27 protein-coding genes are annotated in these 21,817 nt (G+C 59.9%); 22 read left to right on the top strand and 5 right to left on the bottom strand.

Annotated elements, in window-relative coordinates; genetic code table 11:
• Positions 1-13 precede the first annotated feature (13 nt).
• The 16 genes from rplV to secY all read left to right on the top strand — a co-directional run bounded on the left by rplV (position 14) and on the right by secY (position 7,972).
• Complete coding sequence (gene rplV, locus QNJ86_RS09075) at positions 14-355, top strand: 50S ribosomal protein L22 (RefSeq protein ID WP_283832292.1); 342 nt, start codon at positions 14-16, stop codon at positions 353-355.
• Between the two features lie 5 nt (positions 356-360).
• Complete coding sequence (gene rpsC / locus QNJ86_RS09070) at positions 361-1,074, top strand: 30S ribosomal protein S3 (RefSeq protein ID WP_283832291.1); 714 nt, start codon at positions 361-363, stop codon at positions 1,072-1,074.
• Positions 1,075-1,497 carry a 50S ribosomal protein L16 gene (gene rplP / locus QNJ86_RS09065; protein WP_283832290.1) on the top strand — a complete coding sequence of 141 codons (423 nt, stop codon included), beginning with the start codon at positions 1,075-1,077 and terminating at the stop codon, positions 1,495-1,497.
• Positions 1,498-1,692: a 50S ribosomal protein L29 gene (rpmC, locus tag QNJ86_RS09060; RefSeq protein WP_283832289.1), complete on the top strand. Its 195-nt coding sequence runs from the start codon at positions 1,498-1,500 to the stop codon at positions 1,690-1,692.
• Positions 1,693-1,718: 26 nt separating this feature from the next.
• Positions 1,719-1,979 carry a 30S ribosomal protein S17 gene (gene rpsQ, locus QNJ86_RS09055; protein ID WP_283832288.1) on the top strand — a complete coding sequence of 87 codons (261 nt, stop codon included), beginning with the start codon at positions 1,719-1,721 and terminating at the stop codon, positions 1,977-1,979.
• A 48-nt stretch (positions 1,980-2,027) separates the two neighbouring features.
• Positions 2,028-2,396, top strand: coding sequence for a 50S ribosomal protein L14 (rplN, locus tag QNJ86_RS09050; protein ID WP_283832287.1), 369 nt, complete (start codon positions 2,028-2,030; stop codon positions 2,394-2,396).
• Between the two features lie 16 nt (positions 2,397-2,412).
• A complete protein-coding gene (gene rplX, locus QNJ86_RS09045) occupies positions 2,413-2,733 on the top strand; it encodes a 50S ribosomal protein L24 (RefSeq protein ID WP_430623045.1) in 321 nt (106 codons plus the stop codon).
• A 270-nt stretch (positions 2,734-3,003) separates the two neighbouring features.
• Positions 3,004-3,549 (top strand): 50S ribosomal protein L5, encoded by a 546-nt coding sequence (gene rplE / locus QNJ86_RS09040; RefSeq protein ID WP_283832285.1) that lies wholly within the window; start codon positions 3,004-3,006, stop codon positions 3,547-3,549.
• Positions 3,550-3,615: 66 nt separating this feature from the next.
• The gene (locus tag QNJ86_RS09035; RefSeq protein WP_041239446.1) at positions 3,616-3,801 is read left to right on the top strand and encodes a type Z 30S ribosomal protein S14; all 186 of its coding nucleotides are present in this window, start codon (positions 3,616-3,618) and stop codon (positions 3,799-3,801) included.
• A 107-nt stretch (positions 3,802-3,908) separates the two neighbouring features.
• Positions 3,909-4,307 (top strand): 30S ribosomal protein S8, encoded by a 399-nt coding sequence (gene rpsH / locus QNJ86_RS09030; protein ID WP_283832284.1) that lies wholly within the window; start codon positions 3,909-3,911, stop codon positions 4,305-4,307.
• 19 nt (positions 4,308-4,326) lie between these two features.
• The gene (gene rplF, locus QNJ86_RS09025) at positions 4,327-4,869 is read left to right on the top strand and encodes a 50S ribosomal protein L6 (RefSeq protein ID WP_283832283.1); all 543 of its coding nucleotides are present in this window, start codon (positions 4,327-4,329) and stop codon (positions 4,867-4,869) included.
• A gap of 39 nt (positions 4,870-4,908) precedes the next feature.
• Positions 4,909-5,277, top strand: a complete 369-nt coding sequence (gene rplR, locus QNJ86_RS09020; protein ID WP_283832282.1) for a 50S ribosomal protein L18 — start codon at positions 4,909-4,911, stop codon at positions 5,275-5,277.
• 15 nt (positions 5,278-5,292) lie between these two features.
• Positions 5,293-5,820 carry a 30S ribosomal protein S5 gene (gene rpsE / locus QNJ86_RS09015; protein WP_283832281.1) on the top strand — a complete coding sequence of 176 codons (528 nt, stop codon included), beginning with the start codon at positions 5,293-5,295 and terminating at the stop codon, positions 5,818-5,820.
• Positions 5,820-6,011 (top strand): 50S ribosomal protein L30, encoded by a 192-nt coding sequence (gene rpmD, locus QNJ86_RS09010; RefSeq protein WP_283832280.1) that lies wholly within the window; start codon positions 5,820-5,822, stop codon positions 6,009-6,011. The genes rpsE and rpmD overlap by 1 nt, the downstream gene beginning before the upstream one ends.
• Before the next feature lie 234 nt (positions 6,012-6,245).
• Positions 6,246-6,695 (top strand): 50S ribosomal protein L15, encoded by a 450-nt coding sequence (gene rplO / locus QNJ86_RS09005; protein WP_283832279.1) that lies wholly within the window; start codon positions 6,246-6,248, stop codon positions 6,693-6,695.
• A complete protein-coding gene (gene secY / locus QNJ86_RS09000) occupies positions 6,689-7,972 on the top strand; it encodes a preprotein translocase subunit SecY (protein ID WP_283832278.1) in 1,284 nt (427 codons plus the stop codon). The genes rplO and secY overlap by 7 nt, the downstream gene beginning before the upstream one ends.
• Before the next feature lie 427 nt (positions 7,973-8,399).
• On the opposite strand, the gene QNJ86_RS08995 is transcribed toward secY, so the two are convergent.
• The 4 genes from QNJ86_RS08995 to QNJ86_RS08980 form a co-directional block, all read right to left on the bottom strand.
• Positions 8,400-8,795 carry a SpoVA/SpoVAEb family sporulation membrane protein gene (locus QNJ86_RS08995; protein WP_283832277.1) on the bottom strand — a complete coding sequence of 132 codons (396 nt, stop codon included), beginning with the start codon at positions 8,793-8,795 and terminating at the stop codon, positions 8,400-8,402.
• 11 nt (positions 8,796-8,806) lie between these two features.
• On the bottom strand, positions 8,807-9,196 hold the full coding sequence (locus tag QNJ86_RS08990; protein WP_283832276.1) for a SpoVA/SpoVAEb family sporulation membrane protein: 390 nt from the start codon (positions 9,194-9,196) through the stop codon (positions 8,807-8,809).
• A gap of 69 nt (positions 9,197-9,265) precedes the next feature.
• Positions 9,266-9,598, bottom strand: coding sequence for a 4Fe-4S binding protein (locus QNJ86_RS08985; RefSeq protein ID WP_283832275.1), 333 nt, complete (start codon positions 9,596-9,598; stop codon positions 9,266-9,268).
• Positions 9,599-9,600: 2 nt separating this feature from the next.
• Positions 9,601-11,850, bottom strand: coding sequence for a molybdopterin-dependent oxidoreductase (locus QNJ86_RS08980; RefSeq protein ID WP_283832274.1), 2,250 nt, complete (start codon positions 11,848-11,850; stop codon positions 9,601-9,603).
• Between the two features lie 339 nt (positions 11,851-12,189).
• Here QNJ86_RS08980 and QNJ86_RS08975 point away from each other — a divergent pair, with 339 nt between their 5' ends.
• The 5 genes from QNJ86_RS08975 to nagA all read left to right on the top strand — a co-directional run bounded on the left by QNJ86_RS08975 (position 12,190) and on the right by nagA (position 18,802).
• Positions 12,190-13,632, top strand: coding sequence for a helix-turn-helix transcriptional regulator (locus QNJ86_RS08975; protein WP_283832273.1), 1,443 nt, complete (start codon positions 12,190-12,192; stop codon positions 13,630-13,632).
• Positions 13,633-13,765: 133 nt separating this feature from the next.
• On the top strand, positions 13,766-14,392 hold the full coding sequence (locus QNJ86_RS08970; protein ID WP_283832272.1) for an adenylate kinase: 627 nt from the start codon (positions 13,766-13,768) through the stop codon (positions 14,390-14,392).
• A 153-nt stretch (positions 14,393-14,545) separates the two neighbouring features.
• Positions 14,546-16,690, top strand: coding sequence for a cytochrome C oxidase Cbb3 (locus QNJ86_RS08965; RefSeq protein ID WP_283832271.1), 2,145 nt, complete (start codon positions 14,546-14,548; stop codon positions 16,688-16,690).
• A 99-nt stretch (positions 16,691-16,789) separates the two neighbouring features.
• The gene (gene nagB / locus QNJ86_RS08960; protein ID WP_283832270.1) at positions 16,790-17,527 is read left to right on the top strand and encodes a glucosamine-6-phosphate deaminase; all 738 of its coding nucleotides are present in this window, start codon (positions 16,790-16,792) and stop codon (positions 17,525-17,527) included.
• 150 nt (positions 17,528-17,677) lie between these two features.
• Complete coding sequence (nagA, locus tag QNJ86_RS08955; RefSeq protein WP_283832269.1) at positions 17,678-18,802, top strand: N-acetylglucosamine-6-phosphate deacetylase; 1,125 nt, start codon at positions 17,678-17,680, stop codon at positions 18,800-18,802.
• 233 nt (positions 18,803-19,035) lie between these two features.
• Here nagA and QNJ86_RS08950 read toward each other — a convergent pair whose 3' ends face one another.
• Complete coding sequence (locus QNJ86_RS08950) at positions 19,036-19,269, bottom strand: helix-turn-helix domain-containing protein (protein ID WP_283832268.1); 234 nt, start codon at positions 19,267-19,269, stop codon at positions 19,036-19,038.
• 110 nt (positions 19,270-19,379) lie between these two features.
• Between QNJ86_RS08950 and QNJ86_RS08945 the strand changes: the two genes are divergently transcribed.
• Positions 19,380-21,155, top strand: a complete 1,776-nt coding sequence (locus tag QNJ86_RS08945; protein WP_283832267.1) for a DUF6020 family protein — start codon at positions 19,380-19,382, stop codon at positions 21,153-21,155.
• Positions 21,156-21,817: the final 662 nt, after the last annotated feature.

Raw genomic sequence — 21,817 nt, 5'->3', positions numbered from 1 at the left:
GAAGGGGTGAACAATGGAAGCTAAAGCTATTGCACGCTATGTCCGCGTTTCGCCCCGCAAGGCGCGTATCGTAGTCGATCAGGTTCGCGGTAAGTCCGTGATCCAGGCCCGCGAGATCCTCGCGTTCACGAACCGCGGTGTCGCGGAGGCCGTCGAGAAGACGCTGAACTCCGCCGTGGCGAACGCTGAGCACCAGCACCACGTGCGCCCGGAGTCGCTCATCGTGAAGGCCGCCTTCGTTGACGAAGGCCCCACGCTCAAGCGCATCCGTCCGCGCGCCAAGGGCTCCGCGTCGCGCATCCGTAAGCGCACGAGCCACATCACGATCATCGTTGCACCGCGAGAGGAGGCATAAGCCGCATGGGTCAGAAAGTAAGCCCCACCGGGTTCCGCCTTGGCATCACCGAGGAATGGCGCAGCCGCTGGTACGCCGACAAGGATTACGCTAAGAACCTGGCAAACGACTTGGCCATCAGGAAGTTTTTGGACAAGTACCTCGCCCGTGCCGCCGTCTCCAAGGTTGAGATCGAGCGCGCTGGCGACAAAATCAAGGTCATCGTCACCACGGCCCGCCCGGGTGTCGTCATCGGCAAGAAGGGAGCCGAGATCGACTCGCTTCGCAAGAAGTTGGAGAAAGTGGCCAACGGCCCTGTCTCCATCGAGGTCGTTGAGGTGAAGCGCCCCGAGCTTGACGCCGCGCTCATCGCGCAGTCCGTCGCTGAGCAGCTCGAGGGCCGCGTGGCCTTCCGTCGCGCCATGCGCAAGGCTGTCCAGTCCGCTCGCAAGTCGGGCGCCAAGGGCATCCGTATCCAGTGCTCCGGCCGCCTGGGCGGCGCGGAGATGAGCCGTCGCGAGTGGTATCGCGAAGGCCGCGTGCCGCTGCACACGCTGCGCGCGAAGATCGACTACGGCTTCGCCACCGCTGCCACGACGATGGGCTCCATCGGCGTGCAGGTGTGGGTGTATCACGGAGAAGTGCTCCCCGGCCAGAAGGCGCCTCAGCCGGCGCTTGAGGGTAGCTCCCGTCCGAGCCGTTCCCGTCGCAACGACCGCAACGAGAGGGGGGCGAAGTAAATGCTCGTACCTAAGCGCGTTAAGCACCGCAAGGTGCAGCGTGGCTCCATGAAGGGCAAGGCCAAGGGTGGCACCCGTCTGAATCACGGCGAGTGGGGCATCCAGGCTCTTGAATCCCACTGGATCACCAACCGTCAGATCGAAGCTGCTCGTATTGCCATGACCCGTCACATGAAGCGTGGCGGTAAGGTGTGGATTACCATCTTCCCTGACAAGCCCATCACGCAAAAGCCTGCTGAAACCCGCATGGGTTCCGGTAAGGGCAACCCCGAGGCTTGGGTCGCCGTGGTGAAGCCCGGCCGCATCATGTTCGAGATCGCCGGTGTCGACGAGGAGACCGCCAAAGAAGCGCTCCGTCTCGCCATCAACAAGTTGCCCATCAAGTGCAAGATTGTTTCCAAGGAAACGGAAGGGCAGGAATAAATGAAAGCAGCAGAGATCCGTGAGCTTTCTGCCGACGATTTGCAGGCGAAACTCAAAGAAGCGCGCGCGGAGCTTTTCAATCTGCGCTTCCAGATGGCCACGAGCCAGCTCGATAACACCGCCCGCGTGGGTCAGGTTAAGAAGGAAATCGCTCGCATCCAAACCGAGATGCGCGCCCGCGAGCTGAACGCCTAGAGCGCGGATAAGGAAGGTATACACACATGAGTGAAGATCGTAACTCCCGCAAGGTCCGCCAGGGCGTCGTGGTGAGCGCTGTGAACGATAAGACGTGCGTCGTGCAGGTCAAAGAGCGCAAGCCGCACCCGGTGTATGGCAAGATGATGACCACCACGAAGAAGTTCCACGCCCACGACGAGAACAACGAAGCCGGCGTTGGGGATACCGTGCGCATCATGGAGACGCGTCCGCTGTCCAAGATGAAGCGTTGGCGTCTGATCGAGATCGTGGAAAAGGCCAAATAGCCTGCGTGTTCGCATGCATGCTCGTCAGAGGAAAGTTAGGTTACAGCAATGATTCAGATGCAAACCATGCTCGCAGTGGCCGACAACTCCGGCGCTCGCAAGGTGCAGTGCATCAAGGTCCTCGGCGGCTCCAAGCGCCGTTACGCGGGCCTCGGTGACGTGATCATCTGCAGCGTGAAGGAAGCAATGCCGAACGGCAACGTCAAAAAAGGCGAAGTCGTGCGCTGCGTCGTCGTGCGCGTGAAGAAGGAAGTTCGTCGCGCCGACGGCAGCTATATTAAGTTCGACCAGAACGCCTGCGTGCTTATCAACAACGATGGAGCTCCGCGCGGCACCCGTATCTTCGGGCCCGTCGCTCGCGAGCTGCGCGACAAGAAGTACATGAAGATTGTGTCTCTGGCACCGGAAACGCTGTAGGGGAGGTGTGCGTAAAATGAGTGGTATGAATATCAAGAAGGGCGACAAAGTCAAAGTTCTGTCCGGCAAGGATAAGGGCAAAGAGGGCGTCGTACTGCGCGCGCTTCCGCAGAAGGAGCGTGTGGTGGTGGAGAAGGTCAACCTGATCAAGAAGGCTCTGCGCCCCACGCAGCAGAACCCGCAGGGTGGCATCTCCACGGTTGAGGCTCCCATCCATGTGTCGAATGTCATGCTCGTGTGCCCCGAGTGCAAGCAGCCCACGCGTGTGAGCCGCAAGCGCGACGAGGCCGGCAAGCTGACCCGCGTCTGCAAGAAGTGCGGCAAAGACATTAAATAGGTTCCGTCGGCCTGACGGCCAACGGAACTGGTCGACGCTGTGGCCGGCTGTGGCACCCCGCCTTCGCACGATCACGAAGGCTCACGTACCAAAGTACGCTTCGCCTTCGCGATCCCGCGAATTCGGGGCACCACAGCCGCCCTCGCTGACGTTACAAACGACCAGTGAAGTTCGCGTTGACTAGTGGTATTATGACCCCTGCTGCTTTTTGAGCGGCGAGGGACGCAGGGTCGGAAATCCTGCGTTTAATTCATCGAAAGGAAAGAGTACATGGCTCCTCGTTTGAAGGAAAAGTACAGCACCGAAATTGTGCCGCAGCTCGAAAAAGAGCTGGGCGTAAAGAACATCAACCAGGTTCCGCGCCTGGAGAAGATTGTCGTGAACATGGGTGTGGGCGCTGCTGCGTCCGACTCCAAGTTGCTCGACGCCGCCATGGCTGACATGCGCGTCATCACGGGCCAGCAGCCCTGCATCACGCGCGCCAAGAAGTCCATCGCTGGCTTCCATGTCCGCGAGGGCCAGGCTATCGGCTGCAAGGTGACGCTGCGTGGCGACCGCATGTGGGAGTTCCTCGATCGCCTGCTGGCCACCGCCCTTCCCCGTGTGCGCGACTTCCGCGGTATCTCGCCGAAGAGCTTCGACGGTCGCGGCAACTACACGATGGGCATCACCGAGCAGCTCATCTTCCCCGAGGTCGACTACGACAAGATCGACCGCACGCGCGGCATGGACATCACGTTCGTGACGACGGCCGAAGACAACGATTCGGCTTTCGCGCTTCTGTCCGCCCTGGGCTTCCCCTTCAAGGAGAAGTAGGGCACACCCCGTTCGAACTTGTACCCGCGCCGGCGCGCGGGTCGAGGATAGGAAAGAAGGAATTGCATGGCTAAGAAATCGATGATCGCCAAGGCCAAGCGCGAGCCGAAGTTCTCGACGCGCCAGCATAACCGCTGCACGCGTTGTGGACGTCCCCGTGCTTACTACCGCAAGTTTGGCCTGTGCCGCGTGTGTCTGCGCGAGCTGGCCAACAAAGGCGAACTGCCCGGCGTGACCAAGTCGTCCTGGTAAGCCGAACGACCTGCACGCTTAAGGGTGTGCCCGTGTAGAAGGCGGAGGCGTTATGGGCGCCGACGAACCGTGCACGCGGCTCATCACGGACCAAAGGAGAACAAACCATGACCATGACCGACCCCATCGCAGACATGCTTACGCGCGTGCGTAACGCAAACTCTGCCGGCAAGCCGACGGTGTCCATGCCGTCGAGCAAGAAGCTTGTCGAGATAGCCCGCATCATGCAGGAAGAGGGCTATATCCAGCGCTATGACGTCATTGACGGCGAGCCTCGTGCAACGCTGGAAATCGTACTGAAGTACGGCGACAAGAAGGCCAAAACCATCCGCGGCATCAAGCGCATCTCGAAGCCCGGCCTGCGTATCTACGCTGGCAAGGACGAGCTGCCCCGCGTGCTCGGTGGACTTGGCACTGCAATCGTATCCACGAGCCTTGGCGTGATGACCGATCGCGACGCCCGCAAAAAGGGCGTTGGCGGCGAGGTCATCGCGTACATCTGGTAGGAAAGGGAGGTAGGTAGATATGTCTCGTATCGGCAAACAGCCCATCACCGTTCCTGCTGGCATTGATGTGACTATTGATGGCACCACTGTGACGGTTAAAGGCCCCAAGGGTGAACTCACCCGCAGCTTCCCCGAAATCATGATCATCAAGCGCGAGGGCGATGAGATCATCGTCGAGCGCCCGGACGATTCCCGCGAGGCCAAGGCCTATCACGGACTCGTGCGCACGCTTATCGCGAACATGGTTGAGGGCACTTCGAACGGCTTCTCCAAGAAGCTCCAGCTTGTTGGCGTTGGCTACCGTGCCGCGCTCAAGGGCAAGGACCTGGAGATGCAGCTCGGCTTCTCGCACCCCGTGCTGGTGGAGGCGCCGGAGAACATCACGTTTGAGGTCCCGAGCCAAACCGAGATCATCGTGTCTGGCCCCAGCAAAGAGCAGGTTGGCCAGGTGGCCGCGAACATTCGCAAGTGGCGCAAGCCGGAGCCTTACAAGGGCAAGGGTATTCGCTACGAGGGCGAGTTCGTGCGTCGCAAGCTGGGCAAGGCCGCCAAGGGCGACTAACGTTGAGCCTCTACACGGTTTGAGATCGAAGGGATAATCATGAACAAGCTTCAGAAGAAACAAGCCGGGTTGGCTCGCCGCCATCGCCGCGTGCGTGGCAAGGTTTCCGGCACGCCGGTTCGCCCGCGTCTGTGCGTTACGCGCAGTAACAATAATATGTATGTCCAGATCGTTGACGACGTCGCTCACAAGACGCTGTGCGGTGTGTCCACGCTGGGCCCCGAATTCAAGGCGACGGGCAAGAAGAGCGCTACGGTTGAAGGCGCTGCTGCTCTCGGCGAGATCGTCGGTAAGAAGGCGCAGGAAAACGGCGTCACGGAGGTTGTGTTTGACCGTGGCGGACATCTGTATCACGGGCGCGTGAAGGCTCTGGCCGATGCAGCTCGCGAAGCCGGCCTGAAATTCTAGAAGGGGTTATAGCTTATGGCTCGTAAACAGCAAAACGACGCCGCGGTTCCCGAGCTCCAGGAGCGCGTCGTCTACATCAACCGCGTGTCCAAGGTCGTCAAGGGCGGCCGCCGTTTCGCGCTCACCGCGCTCGTGGTTGTCGGCGACGGCAACGGTCGCGTGGGTGTGGGCATGGGCAAGTCGCAGGAAGTGCCTATCGCCATCAAGAAGGGTGTCGAGGACGCGAAGAAGAACATGTTCACCGTGCCGCTGACGCCCGAGAAGACGCTGCCGCATGAGATTCTGGGTGTCTATGGCGCTGGCCGCGTGCTCATCAAGCCGGCTACGCCTGGTACCGGCGTTATCGCAGGTGGTCCGGTGCGCGCCATCATGGAACTCGCCGGTGTCACCGACGTGCTGACCAAGTCGCTCGGCACGAGCAACGCCATGAACATTGTGAAGGCCGCCGCTGAGGGCCTCAAGAACATGGAGAGCCCGGAAGAAGTGGCTGCGCGCCGCGACCTGTCCGTCGCGCAGATCTACGGCTGGAAGGAGAAGGAGTAATGGCAGACGCGAAAAAGACGCTGCGCATCACCCAGGTAAAAAGCTCCATCGGCCGCAAGGCTGACCAGGGCAAGACCCTGCGTGCGCTCGGCCTGGGCAAGATCGGCCGTACGGTCGAGCAGGTTGACAACGACAGCGTGCGCGGCATGATCTTCAAGATCAAGCACCTCGTCGAGGTAGAGGAGATCTAAATCGTACGGCGGCCTTACGGTCGCCGTACTTTGTCGACGCTGCGAATCGGTGAGGTGTTGACGAACCTGTGGGGTGTTGAAAATATTCACCGAGGTTCGTTTCGATAAGGTACAATGCTTGATTGGCGTTGCGGGTATCCGCAGCGTCGATCAAGCTGTTTTTGGTAGTTAGCTGGCGGCGAGCTGCCAGCGCCGGACAGGAGTCCGGAAAAGCGAATCTAAAGGAGTATCACCATGGAATTGAAAGATCTTAAGCCGGCAGAAGGTTCCACCAAGGCGCGCAAGCGCGTCGGTCGCGGCAATGGCTCTGGCACGGGCAAGACGTCCGGCCGCGGTATGAACGGCCAGAAGTCCCGCGCTGGTGGCGGCAAGAACGTTGGCTTCGAGGGTGGTCAGACCCCGCTCGCGCGTCGTCTGCCGAAGCTGCCGGGCTTCAAGAACATCAACCATGTGGAGTACCTGCCCGTCAACGTGAGCCGTCTCGACGAGAAGTTTGAGGCCGGCGACGTGGTGGACGGCGAGAGCCTGAAGGCCAAGGGCATCATCAAGCATGCCGACGCGCTGGTGAAGGTGCTCGGCGATGGCGACATCACCAAGGCCCTCACGGTCAAGGTTGATAAGGTGTCTGCCTCGGCCAAGGCGAAAATTGAGGCAGCCGGAGGAAAGGTCGAAGAGCCTTGCTAAGCTCTATCATCGATGCATTCAAGGTACCGGAGCTGCGTAAGAAGATTCTCTTCACGCTGGCTATCCTCGCGCTGTACCGCTTCGGCGCGTACGTGCCGGTGCCGGGCATCCCGTTTAACGAGTTCGCGAATCAGTTCACGCAGAGCGGTGGCGTGTCCATGACGATGCTCGACCTGTTCACGGGCGGCGCTCTGTCGAACTTCTCCGTGTTCTCGCTCGGCATCATGCCCTACATCACGGCGTCCATCATCATGCAGTTGATGCAGGGCGTCATCCCGGCGGTGGGTCGCTGGGCGAAGGAGGGCGAGTCGGGCCGCAAGAAGATCACGCAGGTAACGCGTTACCTGACGCTGGGCCTGGGCCTGATCAACGCTATCGGCTACCTGTTCCTGTTCAAGTCGCAGGCGTACGGCGTTGTGTTCAGCACCGAGGTGCCCGAGCTTTTGACCGACTTCGTTGTGGTGTTCACGCTGGTGGCTGGTACCGCGTTCATCATGTGGATGGGCGAGCTTATCACGCAGCGTGGCATTGGCAACGGCATGTCGCTCATCATCTTTGTGAGCATCGTGTCGCGTGTGCCCTCCGCCATCTTCTCGTCCATTAACCTGACGGCTGATCTGGGCATGGGCATTGCCATTACGGCGCTCATCATCCTTGTGGTGCTGGCCTGCATCCCGGCTATCATCTTCGTGGAGCGTGCTCAGCGCCGCATCCCGGTGAACTACGCCAAGCGCGTGCAGGGTCGCAAAATGATGGGTGGCCAGTCCACGTACATCCCCTTGAAGGTGAACGCGGCGGGCGTTATCCCCATCATCTTCGCAAGCTGCCTGATTTACTTCCCGGCGCAGCTGGCGGCCCTCTTCAACATTGAGTGGCTGACGAACGTGGCGAACGCCATGTCCACGGGCTGGATTAACTGGATTCTCACGGTGCTGCTGATTGTGTTCTTCGCGTACTTCTACACCTCCATGGTGTTTAACCCGGAGGAAACGGCCGACAACCTGCGCAAGCAGGGCGGCTTCATCCCCGGCGTGCGCCCGGGCACGGCAACGGTTACCTACATCAAGAACGTGCTGCACCGCGTGACGCTGCCGGGTGGCATCTTTATCGCCGCCATCGCAGTGGTTCCGTCCATCGTGTTCTTCTTCACCGGTAATACGCTTATCCAGGCATTCGGTGGTACGTCCATCCTCATCATGATAGGCGTGGCCCTCGACACCATGAGCAAGGTGGAGAGCCAACTAAAGATGCACAACTACGACGGCTTCTTTAAGTAGCCTTCCGTAAGAAGTAAACGCCCTGATCAACACACCGATCAGGGCGTTTTTTATGCGTGAAGGCTTTGAATAGCTTTGGTTTTACTGGGAAACAGTGCAGAAGTTTTTATAGAGCGGCCGAAGCCGTAGAGGAGGTTTTTCTTCTCTACGGCTTCGGTGTTTGAGGAGTTGTGGGCGGCTTTGGAGGGCGGGGGAGTTCGAGGCCGCAGTGTTCGCAGTGGGTGGAACCTTTGGGGTTGTCGTGACCGCAGCGGAAACATACGGTGGTTATGTTCAGTTTGCGTGGTGTGCCGCGGCAGCGACCACAGCCCACGCAGGCGTATCCGCACGACATAGGCAATCCTTTCAAACAAAACTTTTGTCTACTCGATCTCGTAGGTGGCGCAGAAAGAGACACGACGCGCGATGCGAGCGTCGTGTCTCTTTTCTACAGGTGGCTCTTAGCTGCCTGCTGAGTCCCTGTTTCAGCTGCGTTCGCCGAAGCTTTCGAAGGGTGCAGCGCGCGATGGCAACTTCCGCACACAAGCCCGACAACGGTCAAAACCAAAAACACCCCAATGACGGATAACAGTGGCCAGGGATTGCCAGCAAGCGCGGCCTGTGTTGTTGCGCACATCGCCTGTCCCGCACCTACTACCATGATGGTAAAGCCAGCACCTCCCCAGTTGGCTAACACGTCCATGATGCCAAAGGGCGTAAGAATACCTCCCACGGCAAGACCAACCAGCAGAATGTAGGGCACGGGAGCTTTCGTTACGTCCAAGATGAGTTGGAACAGGAGGCAAAGAGCGCCACCAACCAAAAACGCCATGATGAATTCCATACGAGTCCCTTCTACGCCACACAAAACGCGATTGCGCCAACAATCACATCTACAAGTCCGCCGATGCCGATAACAAGCAGCACCAGCTTGATGGCCGCACTCACGCCTTTGCTCGCCTGACCAGTTTCAGCAACGGCACCTTCGTACGCATCTGCGACACCACCGGCGAAGCCGTTGAACGGCAAGATTGAGCCGAAGCCACTTACTGCTGCAATTCGCTGGTGAATACCTGGGATATACAACACAAGTGCTACTACACCCATACCCAGTAACGTGAGTTGTCCCAGATAGGGGAAGTCGGCTCCCAGGGCTCCGGCAAAAGCGGTCCAGATGATTTGACCGATGACGGCATACAGGCCGCCAACCGCAAAAGCGAGTACCCATCCCTTCACTTTGCTCATGAATTTCCATCCCTTCAAACGGCGGGGCCGCGCACAGGTGTTGGCGCGGCCCCGCGAACGCTACTGGTGCTAGTTGTGGAACAGCACAACCTTCTTCTTGGTGGCTACCTTCTTGGTAAGCTCATCGAGCGGCCCTACTTCAAGGCACTGCGCCTGGCAATGATGCTGACAGCTGGGAAGTTTCCCCTTGGCCAGCCGCGCAGCACAAAAGTCGCACTGATCGGTGGGGATGGGTACGTAGGCCAGTTGCCACTGGTCGGGACTGTACTCATAGGGGCCAACCTCGGCCAGCTTGATGCCGAATTGTCCCACGGGCAAATGGTGCTCCATCTGGCAAGCGGTTTCGCAGGTATGGCAACCGGTGCACCACTCGTAATCAATGAGCATTCCGTAGTCCGTCATGGTTATTCACCGTCCTTCACGGGGTAGATCTTGCACAGCATGGACTTGTAGTTGGCGCCGAAACCCGATTTGCCGGGCACGTAAGAGTTCAGAAGCTTGTTCACGTTCAAATCAAACATGCCGAATAAGCCATCCTTTTCCTCGCCAGGAGCCTCAGGGAACCACCAGCCGTGATCGGACATGACTACGCGCTCGTCCATGATGTTCGTGCATTCCACAACACGCTTGCAGCGTCCTCGGCTGTTCTCCAGCCACACCCACTCGCCATCGTGTACGCCAATCTTCTCGGCGGCCTTCGGGTTGATTTGCACAAGCGGCCAGGGACGACCGGCACGCAGGTGGGGGACCTGACGATGCTCGGAGTGGAACATGAACCAGTTGCGGGCGCCGGTGGTAAGCACAAAGGGGTATTCTTCGTACAGGTCGGGCGTTGCCTCAGGGCTTTCCGTGGGCTCCTCGAAGTACGGCACAGGGCTGAGGCCGGCGTTGTTGTAGAACGTTGACCACAGCTCGATGCGACCCGTTTGCGTGTTGAAGCCGGGCTGTCCGTCGGGGCGCAGCAACCCCTTTTCGTGGCGATGATACTCGAAGGGGATGTAGGCCGGAGCCACCTGCTGCAGCTCTTCAAACGTGTAGCCGGTGCATTCGATAACGGAGCTGAACATTTCCTTGTCATCTTTCCACGGCCACGCTTCGGGGTTGAAGCGGCGCCCCAGCTCCAAGTTAATTTGCATGTCGGATTTACATTCGCCCACCTGGCATACCTTGTTGATGGTCTCGCCTCGCTGTGCACCGTCGCCTACGCGAATGCCGTCGCGCTCGGCGTAGGTGCAAGCGGGTAGGAAGACGTCGGCCAGCGCCATGGCGGTGGGGGTCATGAATAGATCTACCACCACAATGAAATCCAGGGTGCGCCATGCCTTCATCGACCGCTCTGGATCGGGTGCGGTGCAGGTGAGGAAGTTCGACGTTTGTAGCCATGCGCCATGCAACTTGTAGGGCTTCTCCGTTTCGAGTGTCTTCATGACCTCGTCAGACGATGCCACCTGGAAGCCAAACTTCAAGAGTGAGTATTTGTCCAGGCCAATGCGATGCGCGTCCATTTCTGGCGTCACCAGTTCGCCACCAAAGCCGCCGGAATAGGCCAGAATCTCAGGGGGCACAATCATGCAACCGGGGCGCTCGCAGAAGCCGCAGATTTGCCACAGGGCGCCGATAGCCTGCGCAGCGGGCAACGACTCTTTTGTGGTATCTACCGCCAAACCCCACTGCACGATGCCACTGTCAGCGTGCGCCCACGTGCGTGCGGCGCCAACAATCTTTTCCTCGGGCACCCAGGTGACGGCCGCTACCTTCTCGGGCGGATAAGCGGCAGCGGTCTCTGCCAATTCGTCAAAGCCGTAGCACCAGCGATCCACGAAGTCGTGGTCATAGAGGTCCTCGGAGATGATGACGTTCAGCATGCCCAGCGCGAGTGCTGCATCCGTACCGGGGCGAATTTGCAGCCACCATTCTGCCTTGTGAGCAAGCCACGTCAGGCGCGGATCAACGACGATGAGCTTCGAGCCCCGCTTCATGACGTCTACCATCCAGTGGCCATAGAATCCGTCAGAGTTCGCAATGAGAGGGTTGTTACCCCATACCATGATGTAGTCGGCAGGCTTCCATTCTGGGTTGTCGTAGCGGTCGGGGTATTGCTGGGAGAAGTCGCCCACCCAGAAGTTGCCGGTTGTGGCGGCGCAGCCGGCGACGCGCGGCAGGTAGCATGCCATGCCCGACATGTTGAACATATAGTTGGGGCTGCCGAACGACCACGCCAAGCGCGTGATCCACGCGGCGATGTCGCGACCCGTGCCCTGCACAAACGGGATAGACCAGGCGCCGTACTTCTCCTTGATTTCGGTGAACTTCTCATACACGAGGTCGAGCGCTTCGTCCCACGTGGCGGGCTCCCACGCGTTCTCGCCGCGGCGCGCCGGGTCGCGCACGAGCGGCGTCGTCACGCGGTCGGGGTTGTACACCACTTCGGTCAGCGCCAAACAGCGGTTGCATAAGCGCCCCTTGTTGTAAGGGTTCTCTGGGTCGCCCTCAACTTTAACCAGCTTGCCCTCATCGTCGGTGTACAGAAGCACACCGCACCCAATGTGACATCCTGGCCCTGACCAGGCACTCCCGCGTGTGACATGCAGGCCATCTTCGTCGTAGCGGTACGGCTTCTCGTGCTCAACGAGATTGTATCCGTCTTTGCTCATGCTGCTCCTTCCGCGTGCCTTCTTCTTCGCTCGTCTCGCTCTGCTCAGTGCTTGCAAAGCGTGTTCGATTCTAGGTGCGGTTCAGGTGGTGAGGCTTCGCTCGTTCTGGTTGAAAAGGGTTCTTCATACGTTTTGTCGTATCGCTCAAAGTGAGTATGAAGAAATTCATACGCGCGTATGATCAGGTAATATGCAGCTTAGATTCCCATACAGTGATGCACTCTCTGTAATTGTTCGGCAGCGCCGGTGTGTGAATCGTATAATGAAGCGCATTCGCGGTGCGACGGTAGCGCAGCCGACTCGGAAGGGGTGGCTGTAGTCGTCGAAAGGGGGGCGCTCATGTCGGAAAAGGCGCAAGCGAAAGCGGGCGGGATCGCGTATCACCACTGCGCGCCTTTCGTGGTCGCTGGGTTCGGTCTGTGCTGGGCCGTCATGTATATCATTGCGTACAGCTTTATTTTTATGCCGCTAGATTCGCTCTCATCGCTCCAGCGCGATGTGGGTCGTATAGGGTATCTTGCCGGCATCGTCGTGTTCGAAGTGGTGCTGTATATGTTGTTTGACCGTCTGGGTACCAAGCGCTTCCGCATTCCTCTTGCGCTTGGTGCCTACGGGGCACTTGCACTCATGGTGGTCACGTGCGCCCTTGACGGATCAGTGAATGCGGGAGGGTGGCCCAGTGCAGTGGCCATGCTTGCTGCGGGTATGTGGCAGGGAGCATTCCATATCTTGTGGGCCGAAGCCTTCATGTATCTGGATATGAAGCTTATCCGCCGCTATTTGTACCTGTCTATCATCATAGGTGCTGCTCTCTTTGTGCTCACAGCCCTGGTGGCAGCGTCTGCGGGTATGTTCATCGCGCTGCTTTTGGCGTTTTTCTCACTTGTTTGCTATGTATTCACGCACCAGTTCCGCCCAGAGCCATCGGGCCATGAGCGTCCTCTGACGCAAGAAGTGGCACGTTCTCTCAGGAAGAGTAACGTGGTTCTTGTTATTTACGGGGCGGTCTTTGGTGTGGGTATCTACGCTTGTATGGCTCCCGACCTGCCGGTTTATGTCAGCTATCCTCTGACCGGTTTGGCGCTTGCTTTGGGCGTGGTGGGCCTTCTTGTGGTCGATGTTCGCTCAAAGCGTACGCTTTCCTTCGACACGTTTATTACGGTGCTGCTACCCGCCGTTGCCCTCATTCTTATGGTGGTGACGGGTGTATCAGGCCCCATGAAGTGGATCATGTATTTGTTGCTTCTCATGCTGCTGACTGCGTTTGATGCGGCCACGTTCTGCTTTCTGTTTGAACTCACCGACAAGTTGCATCTTGTTCCCATCAAAAATATCACGCGCGGGAGGATTTATATCCAAGCAGGCATGGTGGCGGCGGGTGCCATTGATCTCACACTCATGAATTTCTTCGATCTGTCGCGTGACTATGCCTTCGTCATGCCGTTTTTCCTTGCAGTGCTGCTGTTTGTCATGGTGGCTGCCAGCGGGAAGATTGACGTCATGCCGCGCGACACGCCGGGTGACGTACTAAAAGACGATGGGTTGAAAATCACATCGGCTGATAGCAATCTGGCGAAAGGAAAGGTGCTTGCCGAAGAGTACGAACTGTCACGTCGTGAGGGTGAGGTGCTGGTGTTGCTCTTGCAAGGCTATGACACGAACTCGGTGGCTGAAAAGCTGTTTTTGTCGCCGCATACGGTTAAAACCCATACCTACCACATTTACCAGAAAATGGGTGTGAATTCGCGACAAGAGTTGCTGAAAGTGCGCGATGAGCGATGAGTTCCCGTACGCACTGCGCGCCTGAAACAGGGTTTCGGCACCGGCGCTCGCTGTCTTTCTTCTGAAATATGATTGCTGTGCGCAGGGGTTTGCTACAATACTACTTACCGATTACAGGTTGAAAGGAAATCACATGAACATTGTGTTGTTGGGGGCGCCGGGCGCTGGTAAGGGTACGCAGGCGGCCAAGCTGGTGGAAGAGTTCGGCACGCCGCACATTTCCACGGGCGATATGCTGCGCGCTGCCGTGAAGGCTGGCACGCCGCTGGGCAAGAAGGCCAAGTCGTACATGGACGCTGGCGAGCTTGTGCCCGACGACGTCATCATCGGCCTTGTGACGGAGCGTCTGCAGGAGCCGGACACCGAGAAGGGCTTCATCCTTGATGGCTTCCCGCGCACGTCTGCCCAGGCCGTGGCCTTGGACGCCGAGCTGTCGAAGCTTGAGCGCCCGCTGGATGCCGCGCTGTTGGTGGACGTGGACTCCGAGGTTATCGTGAAGCGCCTCACCTCGCGCCGCATGTGCCGTGACTGCAACTACATCGGTACCGCCGCGGATAAGACCTGCCCGAAGTGCGGTGGCGAAATGTACCAGCGCGATGACGACAACGAGGCCACGGTGCGCAACCGCCTCGACGTGTACGAGAAGTCCACGGCGCCGCTCATCGACTACTATCGCGGCTGCGATCTGCTGGTCACCATCGACGGCGACCGCGACCCCGACGTGGTGTACGCCGACGTGAAGCAAGCTCTCGGCCTCTAGCAGTTCGCGGAACTACGTAAACCTGCAAAAGCGGACGGACATCCAGTTCGTCCGCTTTTGTTTTCTGGCTGCTGCGCGCCCCCTCGTGCCGTATAATTCGTAACCAGTATGCCTACGGTTCGACAGAACATATCTTACGCTTACGGTCGCTTTATGCAGGCGCATCGGCCGGCGGTGATACACCTGGTGAAAAGCGCGTTCGCCCTTGTGCTCATTGCGCTTTTGCTGGAGACGTTCGTCTTCAACATCAACTACTTTCTCACGGCGAACTACAACACCATCAGCCTAAACAGTCGTCTCAACTTGCAAGAAACGGCCGACGAGCAGTACAAACTTACGGCGGTGAACCACACGCTGGAGTTTTCGAACCTCAACGTTGAGGTGCACAACGTGTGGCTCAACTTCGACTACCGCCAGCCTGCGCAGGAACTCACGGTGAAAATCCAGTTCACCGACGACGCGCACCACACCTACTTCGACTCCACCGAGTACACGGTGGGCGTGCCCGATGTGGCGGTGTCCACGCTGTCCGACCAGAGTGAGTACATCAACCTGAACACCTCGGGCCTGGTCAACAATCTGCGCATCGACATCGTGGGCGACGACGTGGGCTATCCCATCAAGCTCTCGGACATCTGCATCAACGCGCGCCATCCGTTCGACTTCAACACGGGGCGCTTCTTTGCCACGGTGGGCATCCTGGCGCTGGCGTTCGCGTTCCGGCCGCGCTCGGCCATCTATCGCATTGGTATTGTGGACGAACCGCGCAAATCGAAGGCGGCCATCATCGCCGCGGTGGTCATCGAGGTGTACCTCATGGCAACGTTTTTGTTCATAGGGTCGAACCTCGTGGGCGTGGCCACGAAGGACTACAACAACGGCTCGTGGGATGGCCACAGCATTGTAAACGTGTTCGAGGTGGGCGGCGACAACGCCCAGCAGTACGCGGAGCTGGCGAAGGCCATGGCGCACGGGCAACTTTACCTGGAAGAAGAGCCGCCTCAGTGGCTCCAGGACATGTCCGACCCCTACGACAAGGGCGCGCGCGACGAGGCGCAGAAGGAAACGGGCGAGCCGTACCTGTTCGACGTGGCGTATCACGACGGGCACTACTACGTCTACTTCGGCGTGGTGCCGGTAGTGCTGTTCTACCTACCGTTCTACCTGCTCACGGGAGCTAACTTCCCCACGGCTATAGGGGTGCTGTTGGCGTGCATTGCCTTTGTGCTGGGGTGCTCGGCGCTGCTTGACCGCTTCGCGCGCTACCACTTCAAGCGCGTGAGCCTGGGCCTCTACCTGCTGTTGCAGATACCGCTTGTCATGTGTTGCGGCGTGCTGTATCTGCTGAAATTCCCGACGTTCTATTCGCTGCCCATCATGCTGGGGCTGGCGTTTTCGGTGTGGGGGTTGTATTTCTGGATGCGCGGACGCGTGGCAGCAGCGCGCTCGTCGGGGCCGGAAAAGTGGTACCTGGCCGGGTCGCTCTGCATGGCGCTGGTGGTAGGATGTCGTCCGCAGCTGGTGGTGCTGTCGTTTTTGGCGTTCCCGCTGTTCTGGCGCGCCTACATATCTGAGCGGCGGCTGTTCACGCCGCGCGGCGCGCGCGAGTTCGCGTGCCTCGTGGCGCCGTACGTGGTGGTGGCGGCAGGCCTCATGGGGTACAACTACGCGCGCTTCGGGTCGCTTACCGACTTCGGCGCGAACTACAACCTCACGGTGAACGACATGACGAAGCGCGGCTGGAAGCTGGGCCGCCTGGCACCCGCGCTGTTCGCGTACTTCCTGCAACCGCCCAGCGTCACGGGCGTGTTCCCGTTCGTGCAGCCGGCGCCGTTTGACACCACCTACATGGGGCAAACCATCAAGGAAGTCACGTTCGGCGGCATCCTGGCGTGCCTGCCGGTTCTGTGGATTCTGCCGTTCGCGAAGCGCATTTTGTCGCTGCGCGTGCGCCAGCGCTCCACGCGCACTATCATGGGTGTTATCGTGGTGCTGCTGGCCTCGGGCGTGGTGGTGGCGCTGCTGGACGCGGAAATGGCCGGCATCCTGCAACGTTACTTCGCCGACTTCAGCTTCATGTTCCTGGCGGCGGTGGTGCTTCTGGCCTTCATTGTGAACGAAAACCTGGATCCGCGCTCGCAGACGGCGAATCTGCTGATGAAAGTGCTGCTTGCGCTGGTGGCGATATCGGTTTTGTACAGCGCCTTGGTGTGTTTTGTGCCCGAGACGGGGTGGTACTCCGACGTGTACCCGTGGGCGTATCAGAACGTCATCGAGACAGCGCAGTTTTGGACGTAGCGAACGAGTAAACACGCGCGCCCGTCGGGGAGCGCTCACGGTTCCGCCGCAGTTGCGGCGCGGCCTTTCACTAACCGCATGCGAGAGAAGAGAGGTTCCATGGAATTCATCATTGCCGACAGCGCCGAGGACATGAGCCGTCGCGCCGCCGACCACATCGCCGACTGGGTGTGCGCCGACCCTGCGTGCGTGTTAGGCCTGGCCACGGGCACCACGCCCATCGGCCTGTACGCGGAACTGGTGGCCGATTGCGCAGCGGGAAAGCTGTCGTTTGCCGACGTGACCACGTTCAACTTGGATGAGTACCGCGGCCTCGCGCCGGAGCACGACCAGAGCTATCGCTACTTCATGAAACAGCACCTGTTCGACAAGGTGGATATCGACCAGGCGCGCACGCACGTGCCCGAGGGCGCGAACCCCGACGCGGACGCCGTGTGCGCCGCGTACGAGGAAGCCATCGAGGCTGCGGGCGGCATCGACCTGCAGCTGCTGGGCCTGGGGCCGAACGGGCACATCGGCTTCAACGAGCCGGAGGACACCTTCCCGAAGACCACGCACTGCGTCGACCTCACGGAGAGCACCATCCAGGCAAACAGCCGCCTGTTCGACTGCATCGACGACGTGCCGCGCCAGGCCTACACCATGGGCATCGGCACCATCATGGCGGCGCGCTCCATCCTCATGGTGGTGGAGGGTGCGCACAAGGCCGACATCGTGAAGCGCGCGTTCTTCGGCCCGGTGACGCCGCAGGTACCGGCGTCCATCCTGCAGTTCCACCCCGACGTGACGGTAATCGTGGACCCGGAGGCGGGCAAGCTCTGCCGCGACCTGGTGTAAAGCGCGCCCGGGCGCACGGCGTCTTTTGACGAAACGATGATGAGGACGGCCCTGGTGTTTCACCGGGGCCGTCGTGCTGGTATGGTGGAGAAAACGACTTCCGGTGGCAGTGCGCTGCTGGGGCGCGGGATGAATGCGAAAGGACGCAGCATGCGTATCACGGGCGGAAAGGTGTTTACGGGCGACGAGTTTGCCGAACGGGACGTTGCCATTGAAGACGGGCGATTCGTGTTGGCTGCGGGCACGGCGGGGGAGGGCGCCGTCGTGGACGCGACGGGCTGCTACGTGATTCCCGGGTTGATTGACCTGCACTTTCATGGGTGTGCGGGCTTTGACTTCTGCGACGGCACGCCCGAGGCGCTGAACGCCATCGCGCGCTTTGAGGCATCGCGCGGCGTGACTGCCATCTGCCCGGCTACCATGACGTATCCCGAGGACGTGCTGGGCCCGCTCATGGACGCGGCCACCGCCTACAGCGCGCCTGCTGACGGCGCGGCGCTTGTGGGCATCAACATGGAGGGCCCCTATCTTTCGCCCGACAACATTGGCGCGCAAAATCCCGCCTACCTGCACGTACCGGATGAGGGCATGTTCCGCCGGCTGCAGGAGCGCGCGCAGGGTCTTGTGAAGCTGGTGGACGTGGCGCCCGAGGTGGAAGGCGCGCTGGAGTTTATTCGCGCCGTGGCGGACGAGGTACGCGTGTCGGTGGCGCACACGCAGGCCACCTACGACCAAACCTGCGCTGCCATCGAGGCGGGCGCGCGCCAGATGACGCACCTGTGCAACGCCATGCCCCCGCTGCACCACCGCAAGCCCGGCCCCATTGCCGCCGCGTTCGACTGCCCGGAGGTGACGGCGGAACTCATTGCTGACGGCGTGCACATTCACCCTGCCATGGTGCGCCTGCTTATGGCCGCGTTCGGCGACGACCGCATCATTCTGATCAGCGACTCCATGCGCGCCACGGGCCTGGATGATGGCGAATATGACCTGGGTGGCCAAAACGTCACCGTGCGCGGCAACCGCGCCACGCTGGCCGACGGCACCATTGCGGGTTCGGCGACCGACCTCATGTCCTGCGTGCGCATTGCTGTGCAGGATATGGGCGTTCCCCTGCCAAGTGCCATAAAGGCCGCCAGCACGAACCCCGCGCGCGCCCTGGGCCTGCGCGACCGCGGCTCCCTCGCCCCCGGTCACATAGCCGACGCCGTAGTGCTGGACGAGAACCTAGAGATACGCCACATCATCCTCCGCGGCAAGCTGCTCGAGGCGTAACGCGCTGGCGCAAAATGTGACGCGCTTACGCACTATCTAGTAAGCCACAAGGTATTGCCCTTTCTAACATCATGACGAATGTAATACCTTCACACATAAATATTACCTAAAAGGTAAACTTCGTAGGGGCGATTCACGAATCGCCCTTTCGCGCAAAGCGCGAAAATAAAACGAGGATAGAGTCCCGCCGAAACATCGCTCCCAAAGAGAGCGCACTCTGCGCGCCCTTCGTTTCATTTCCCCGGGAAATCAAAAAACTCGCGAATATCGACATCGAACACCTTTGACAGCGCGTGCAAGGTGCTCAACTTGGGCGCGCGTTTGCCCTGTTCAATGTAGCCGATGGAGACGCGATCCATACCCAGCAGGTGGCCCACTTCCTCCTGTGAGAGTTTGCGCGTCTTGCGAATGCTCTGGATGCGTGCACCGAGCATCTTCTGAAATGATTGAAAACTTTCCGTTTGCATGCAGAGACAATAACCCCTGATGAAAGCATATTCTACAAACAGAGAGTTTGCAATTTATCAAACGGGTGGTACTATGCAAACTAAAAGTTTGCAAATCAGAAAGCCATCCCATGACCAAACAGTGGTGCACGACCCACGCACGCAAGGCGCGCGCTCCCGAACGCATCCCGTGTTCGCGGTACCGCCTCACGTGGTCGCTCTCGCTCGGCTTCGTCCTAGCCTATACGTATGCGCTGGCCGACCTGCTGGCGCGCCCGCTCACCTCAAGCGATATCCCCGTGCCCTCACCGCTCGTCTGCGCCGTACCGGCGGCCATCCCCCTCGGCCTGCTGCTGGCGGCACTTCTCTACGCAGCCGCGCGAGCCGCCCCCTCGCTCCTGCGCCGCGCGAGCACCGCAACGCCGCGCGCACTGCGTGTGCTCGACCTCTCATTCACCCCGCGTGGCGTGGCGCGCGCAACGGGCGTCATCGTGCTTCTCTGGCTTCCCTGGATTGCATTCGCGTTTCCCTGCTACGGCGACTGGGACAGCGTCTGGCAGCTGTTCCAATTCGCCACGCCCGCGCCGGTGAGCTACCAACCCATGGGCATCGACCAGGTATACAATGCCCAGTTCATTGACCACAAACCCGTGTTCACCACGTTGGTGTACGGCCTCTTTTGGCGCCTCGGCACGTTTCTCGGCTCCCAGCAGCTGGGTTTCTGGCTCTATGCAATGCTGCTCTGCCTCGCAACGGCGGCCGCCCTGGCCGTCGGCTGTTGCTATGGCGAGAAACTGGGCGTACCGGCACCGATACGCCTCGCGTGCTTGCTGTTCGTTGCGCTCATGCCCGCCATCCCGCGCAACGCGGTCACCCTGCAAAACGACATGCTGTTCGCACCCTGTTTCGCCGTGTATTTCCTCTGCTACGTGGAATTCTTCCGAGCGCGGGTGCAGGGAAGGGAACTGCCCGCGCGCGGCTACCTGGTGGTGCTTGTCCTTGCGTGCGCCCTGTGCGTGCTCACCAAGAAGGCGGGCGGCTGGCTCATGCTGCTCTCGGCCGTGCCGCTCATCTGCGCGTGCAGCGGACAGCGCGTGCGAACCGCCCTGGTCACGCTTGTCCCCTGGGTGGTCTGCGCCGTCCTGGTGCCCGCGCTGGCATATCCCGCGTTCGGTGTCGTACCTGGTGGCAAGCAAGAAATGCTCAGCCTGCCGCTCCAGCAGGTTGCCACCGTCTACGCCGAGCGCCCCGACGACCTATCCGCCCAAGAACGCGCGTCCATCGAGGCGGTGCTGCCCGTGCGCGAAGCAGCCGAAGACCTCAACCCCACGCTCGCCGACCCCGTGAAAAAGCGCTTCATCCAAACCGCCACCACGGGCGAAATCGGCGCGTTTTTGGTAACGTGGGCAGCCCTCGGCGTGCGCCACCCCGTCATCTACGCGGAAGCCGCGCTCAACCTCATTTACCCGCTGTTGGCTCCCGTGCGCACCTACGACCTCCCGTCCCTATCCTGCGATTTCTGCGTCCCCGAGATGGCCGAATTCGAGGGCCCCGCCAACATCGTGCTGGACTCCCCGCCGTTCTGCAAAGCCATGACCCAGGTGATGAACAGGATGTATGACCTCATGGCCTCAATGCCGCTGGGCATCCTCTTCACGTCCGGCCTCTACGGTGGCTGGCTGGTTGCGGCGGTGACCAGCCTCTTTATCTACAAAGCCCGGCACCACCTGTGGGTGCTCACGCCCATCCTGGTGTCGTTTCTCATCATCCTCGTCTCCCCAACAGCCGCCGCTCGCTACGTCTACCCCTTCATCGCCGCCGTCCCCCTGCTTGTAGCTGTAACCCTCTTCGCGATAAAGGCACCAAGAGAAGGGGAGAAGGAACCACCCACGCCACCAAAAGTGTGACGCGCTTCGCGCTACCGATTACGCCAAGAGATGATGCCCCCCCTATCACTACGACGCGGGCTCCTCCAAGTATCATAAACATAACTAAAAAGGTAACCTTCGTAGGGGCGCTTCATGAAACGCCCTCTCCGCCGAAGGCGGAGAATGTAATTATGACCTGCGTTTTTTCGCGCTGCGCACGAATGAGCTACGACCTTCATCCCGAACAACAACAGAAAGGCTCCCGATCCCCTTTGTCATCCTGAGCGGAGCGCCGTAGGCGCGTAGTCGAAGGATCCCGTGTGGCGCCAGCAGGAAGTCTCCCAGCTGCCGCCGCACGGGATCCTTCGACTCGCTTCGCTCACTCAGGATGACAAGAGGGGGCTAGGGGCTTCGTTGTTGTTGCTCTGGTTGGACGGCGTGCAAACATGTCCCACATTGAAGACAACTCGCGAAAGCGCGTCATATTATATGGAGAAAGTGTGGAGGCGGGGAGGTTTTGGAGATATCGCTTGTTGTGGGGTAGAGAGCATATTCTACCTGCGGGAATAGGGAAGTATTGGCTCGCTTCTGCCGGGGTTAGGGAAGATTGGGGACACTTCACATTCCCAAATCGCGTGCTACTATGCCGACTATATACCGCATGTAAGCGACGGACCGGGAAACGATGTCGTGGCGGTGTA

Origin of the sequence: Gordonibacter faecis (assembly GCF_030077735.1) — a bacterium.
Lineage (GTDB): Bacteria > Actinomycetota > Coriobacteriia > Coriobacteriales > Eggerthellaceae > Gordonibacter > Gordonibacter faecis.
This window is presented reverse-complemented; position numbering and strand designations above follow the sequence as displayed.

Excerpts from the sequence above, each read along its gene's own strand:
- rpsQ (WP_283832288.1), top strand. The coding sequence starts at position 1,719 with ATGAGTGAAGATCGTAACTCCCGCAAGGTCCGCCAGGGCGTCGTGGTG.
- QNJ86_RS08995 (WP_283832277.1), bottom strand. The coding sequence starts at position 8,795 with ATGGAATTCATCATGGCGTTTTTGGTTGGTGGCGCTCTTTGCCTCCTG.
- rpmD (WP_283832280.1), top strand. The coding sequence starts at position 5,820 with ATGGCAGACGCGAAAAAGACGCTGCGCATCACCCAGGTAAAAAGCTCC.
- QNJ86_RS08945 (WP_283832267.1), top strand. The coding sequence starts at position 19,380 with ATGACCAAACAGTGGTGCACGACCCACGCACGCAAGGCGCGCGCTCCC.
- QNJ86_RS08965 (WP_283832271.1), top strand. The coding sequence starts at position 14,546 with ATGCAGGCGCATCGGCCGGCGGTGATACACCTGGTGAAAAGCGCGTTC.
- nagA (WP_283832269.1), top strand. The coding sequence starts at position 17,678 with ATGCGTATCACGGGCGGAAAGGTGTTTACGGGCGACGAGTTTGCCGAA.
- QNJ86_RS09035 (WP_041239446.1), top strand. The coding sequence starts at position 3,616 with ATGGCTAAGAAATCGATGATCGCCAAGGCCAAGCGCGAGCCGAAGTTC.
- rpmC (WP_283832289.1), top strand. The coding sequence starts at position 1,498 with ATGAAAGCAGCAGAGATCCGTGAGCTTTCTGCCGACGATTTGCAGGCG.
- rplP (WP_283832290.1), top strand. The coding sequence starts at position 1,075 with ATGCTCGTACCTAAGCGCGTTAAGCACCGCAAGGTGCAGCGTGGCTCC.
- QNJ86_RS08950 (WP_283832268.1), bottom strand. The coding sequence starts at position 19,269 with ATGCAAACGGAAAGTTTTCAATCATTTCAGAAGATGCTCGGTGCACGC.
- rpsE (WP_283832281.1), top strand. The coding sequence starts at position 5,293 with ATGGCTCGTAAACAGCAAAACGACGCCGCGGTTCCCGAGCTCCAGGAG.
- QNJ86_RS08985 (WP_283832275.1), bottom strand. The coding sequence starts at position 9,598 with ATGACGGACTACGGAATGCTCATTGATTACGAGTGGTGCACCGGTTGC.
- rplF (WP_283832283.1), top strand. The coding sequence starts at position 4,327 with ATGTCTCGTATCGGCAAACAGCCCATCACCGTTCCTGCTGGCATTGAT.
- rpsH (WP_283832284.1), top strand. The coding sequence starts at position 3,909 with ATGACCATGACCGACCCCATCGCAGACATGCTTACGCGCGTGCGTAAC.
- rplO (WP_283832279.1), top strand. The coding sequence starts at position 6,246 with ATGGAATTGAAAGATCTTAAGCCGGCAGAAGGTTCCACCAAGGCGCGC.
- QNJ86_RS08990 (WP_283832276.1), bottom strand. The coding sequence starts at position 9,196 with ATGAGCAAAGTGAAGGGATGGGTACTCGCTTTTGCGGTTGGCGGCCTG.
- rplX (WP_430623045.1), top strand. The coding sequence starts at position 2,413 with ATGAGTGGTATGAATATCAAGAAGGGCGACAAAGTCAAAGTTCTGTCC.
- QNJ86_RS08975 (WP_283832273.1), top strand. The coding sequence starts at position 12,190 with ATGTCGGAAAAGGCGCAAGCGAAAGCGGGCGGGATCGCGTATCACCAC.
- rplR (WP_283832282.1), top strand. The coding sequence starts at position 4,909 with ATGAACAAGCTTCAGAAGAAACAAGCCGGGTTGGCTCGCCGCCATCGC.
- rplN (WP_283832287.1), top strand. The coding sequence starts at position 2,028 with ATGATTCAGATGCAAACCATGCTCGCAGTGGCCGACAACTCCGGCGCT.
- QNJ86_RS08970 (WP_283832272.1), top strand. The coding sequence starts at position 13,766 with ATGAACATTGTGTTGTTGGGGGCGCCGGGCGCTGGTAAGGGTACGCAG.
- rpsC (WP_283832291.1), top strand. The coding sequence starts at position 361 with ATGGGTCAGAAAGTAAGCCCCACCGGGTTCCGCCTTGGCATCACCGAG.
- nagB (WP_283832270.1), top strand. The coding sequence starts at position 16,790 with ATGGAATTCATCATTGCCGACAGCGCCGAGGACATGAGCCGTCGCGCC.
- rplV (WP_283832292.1), top strand. The coding sequence starts at position 14 with ATGGAAGCTAAAGCTATTGCACGCTATGTCCGCGTTTCGCCCCGCAAG.
- QNJ86_RS08980 (WP_283832274.1), bottom strand. The coding sequence starts at position 11,850 with ATGAGCAAAGACGGATACAATCTCGTTGAGCACGAGAAGCCGTACCGC.
- rplE (WP_283832285.1), top strand. The coding sequence starts at position 3,004 with ATGGCTCCTCGTTTGAAGGAAAAGTACAGCACCGAAATTGTGCCGCAG.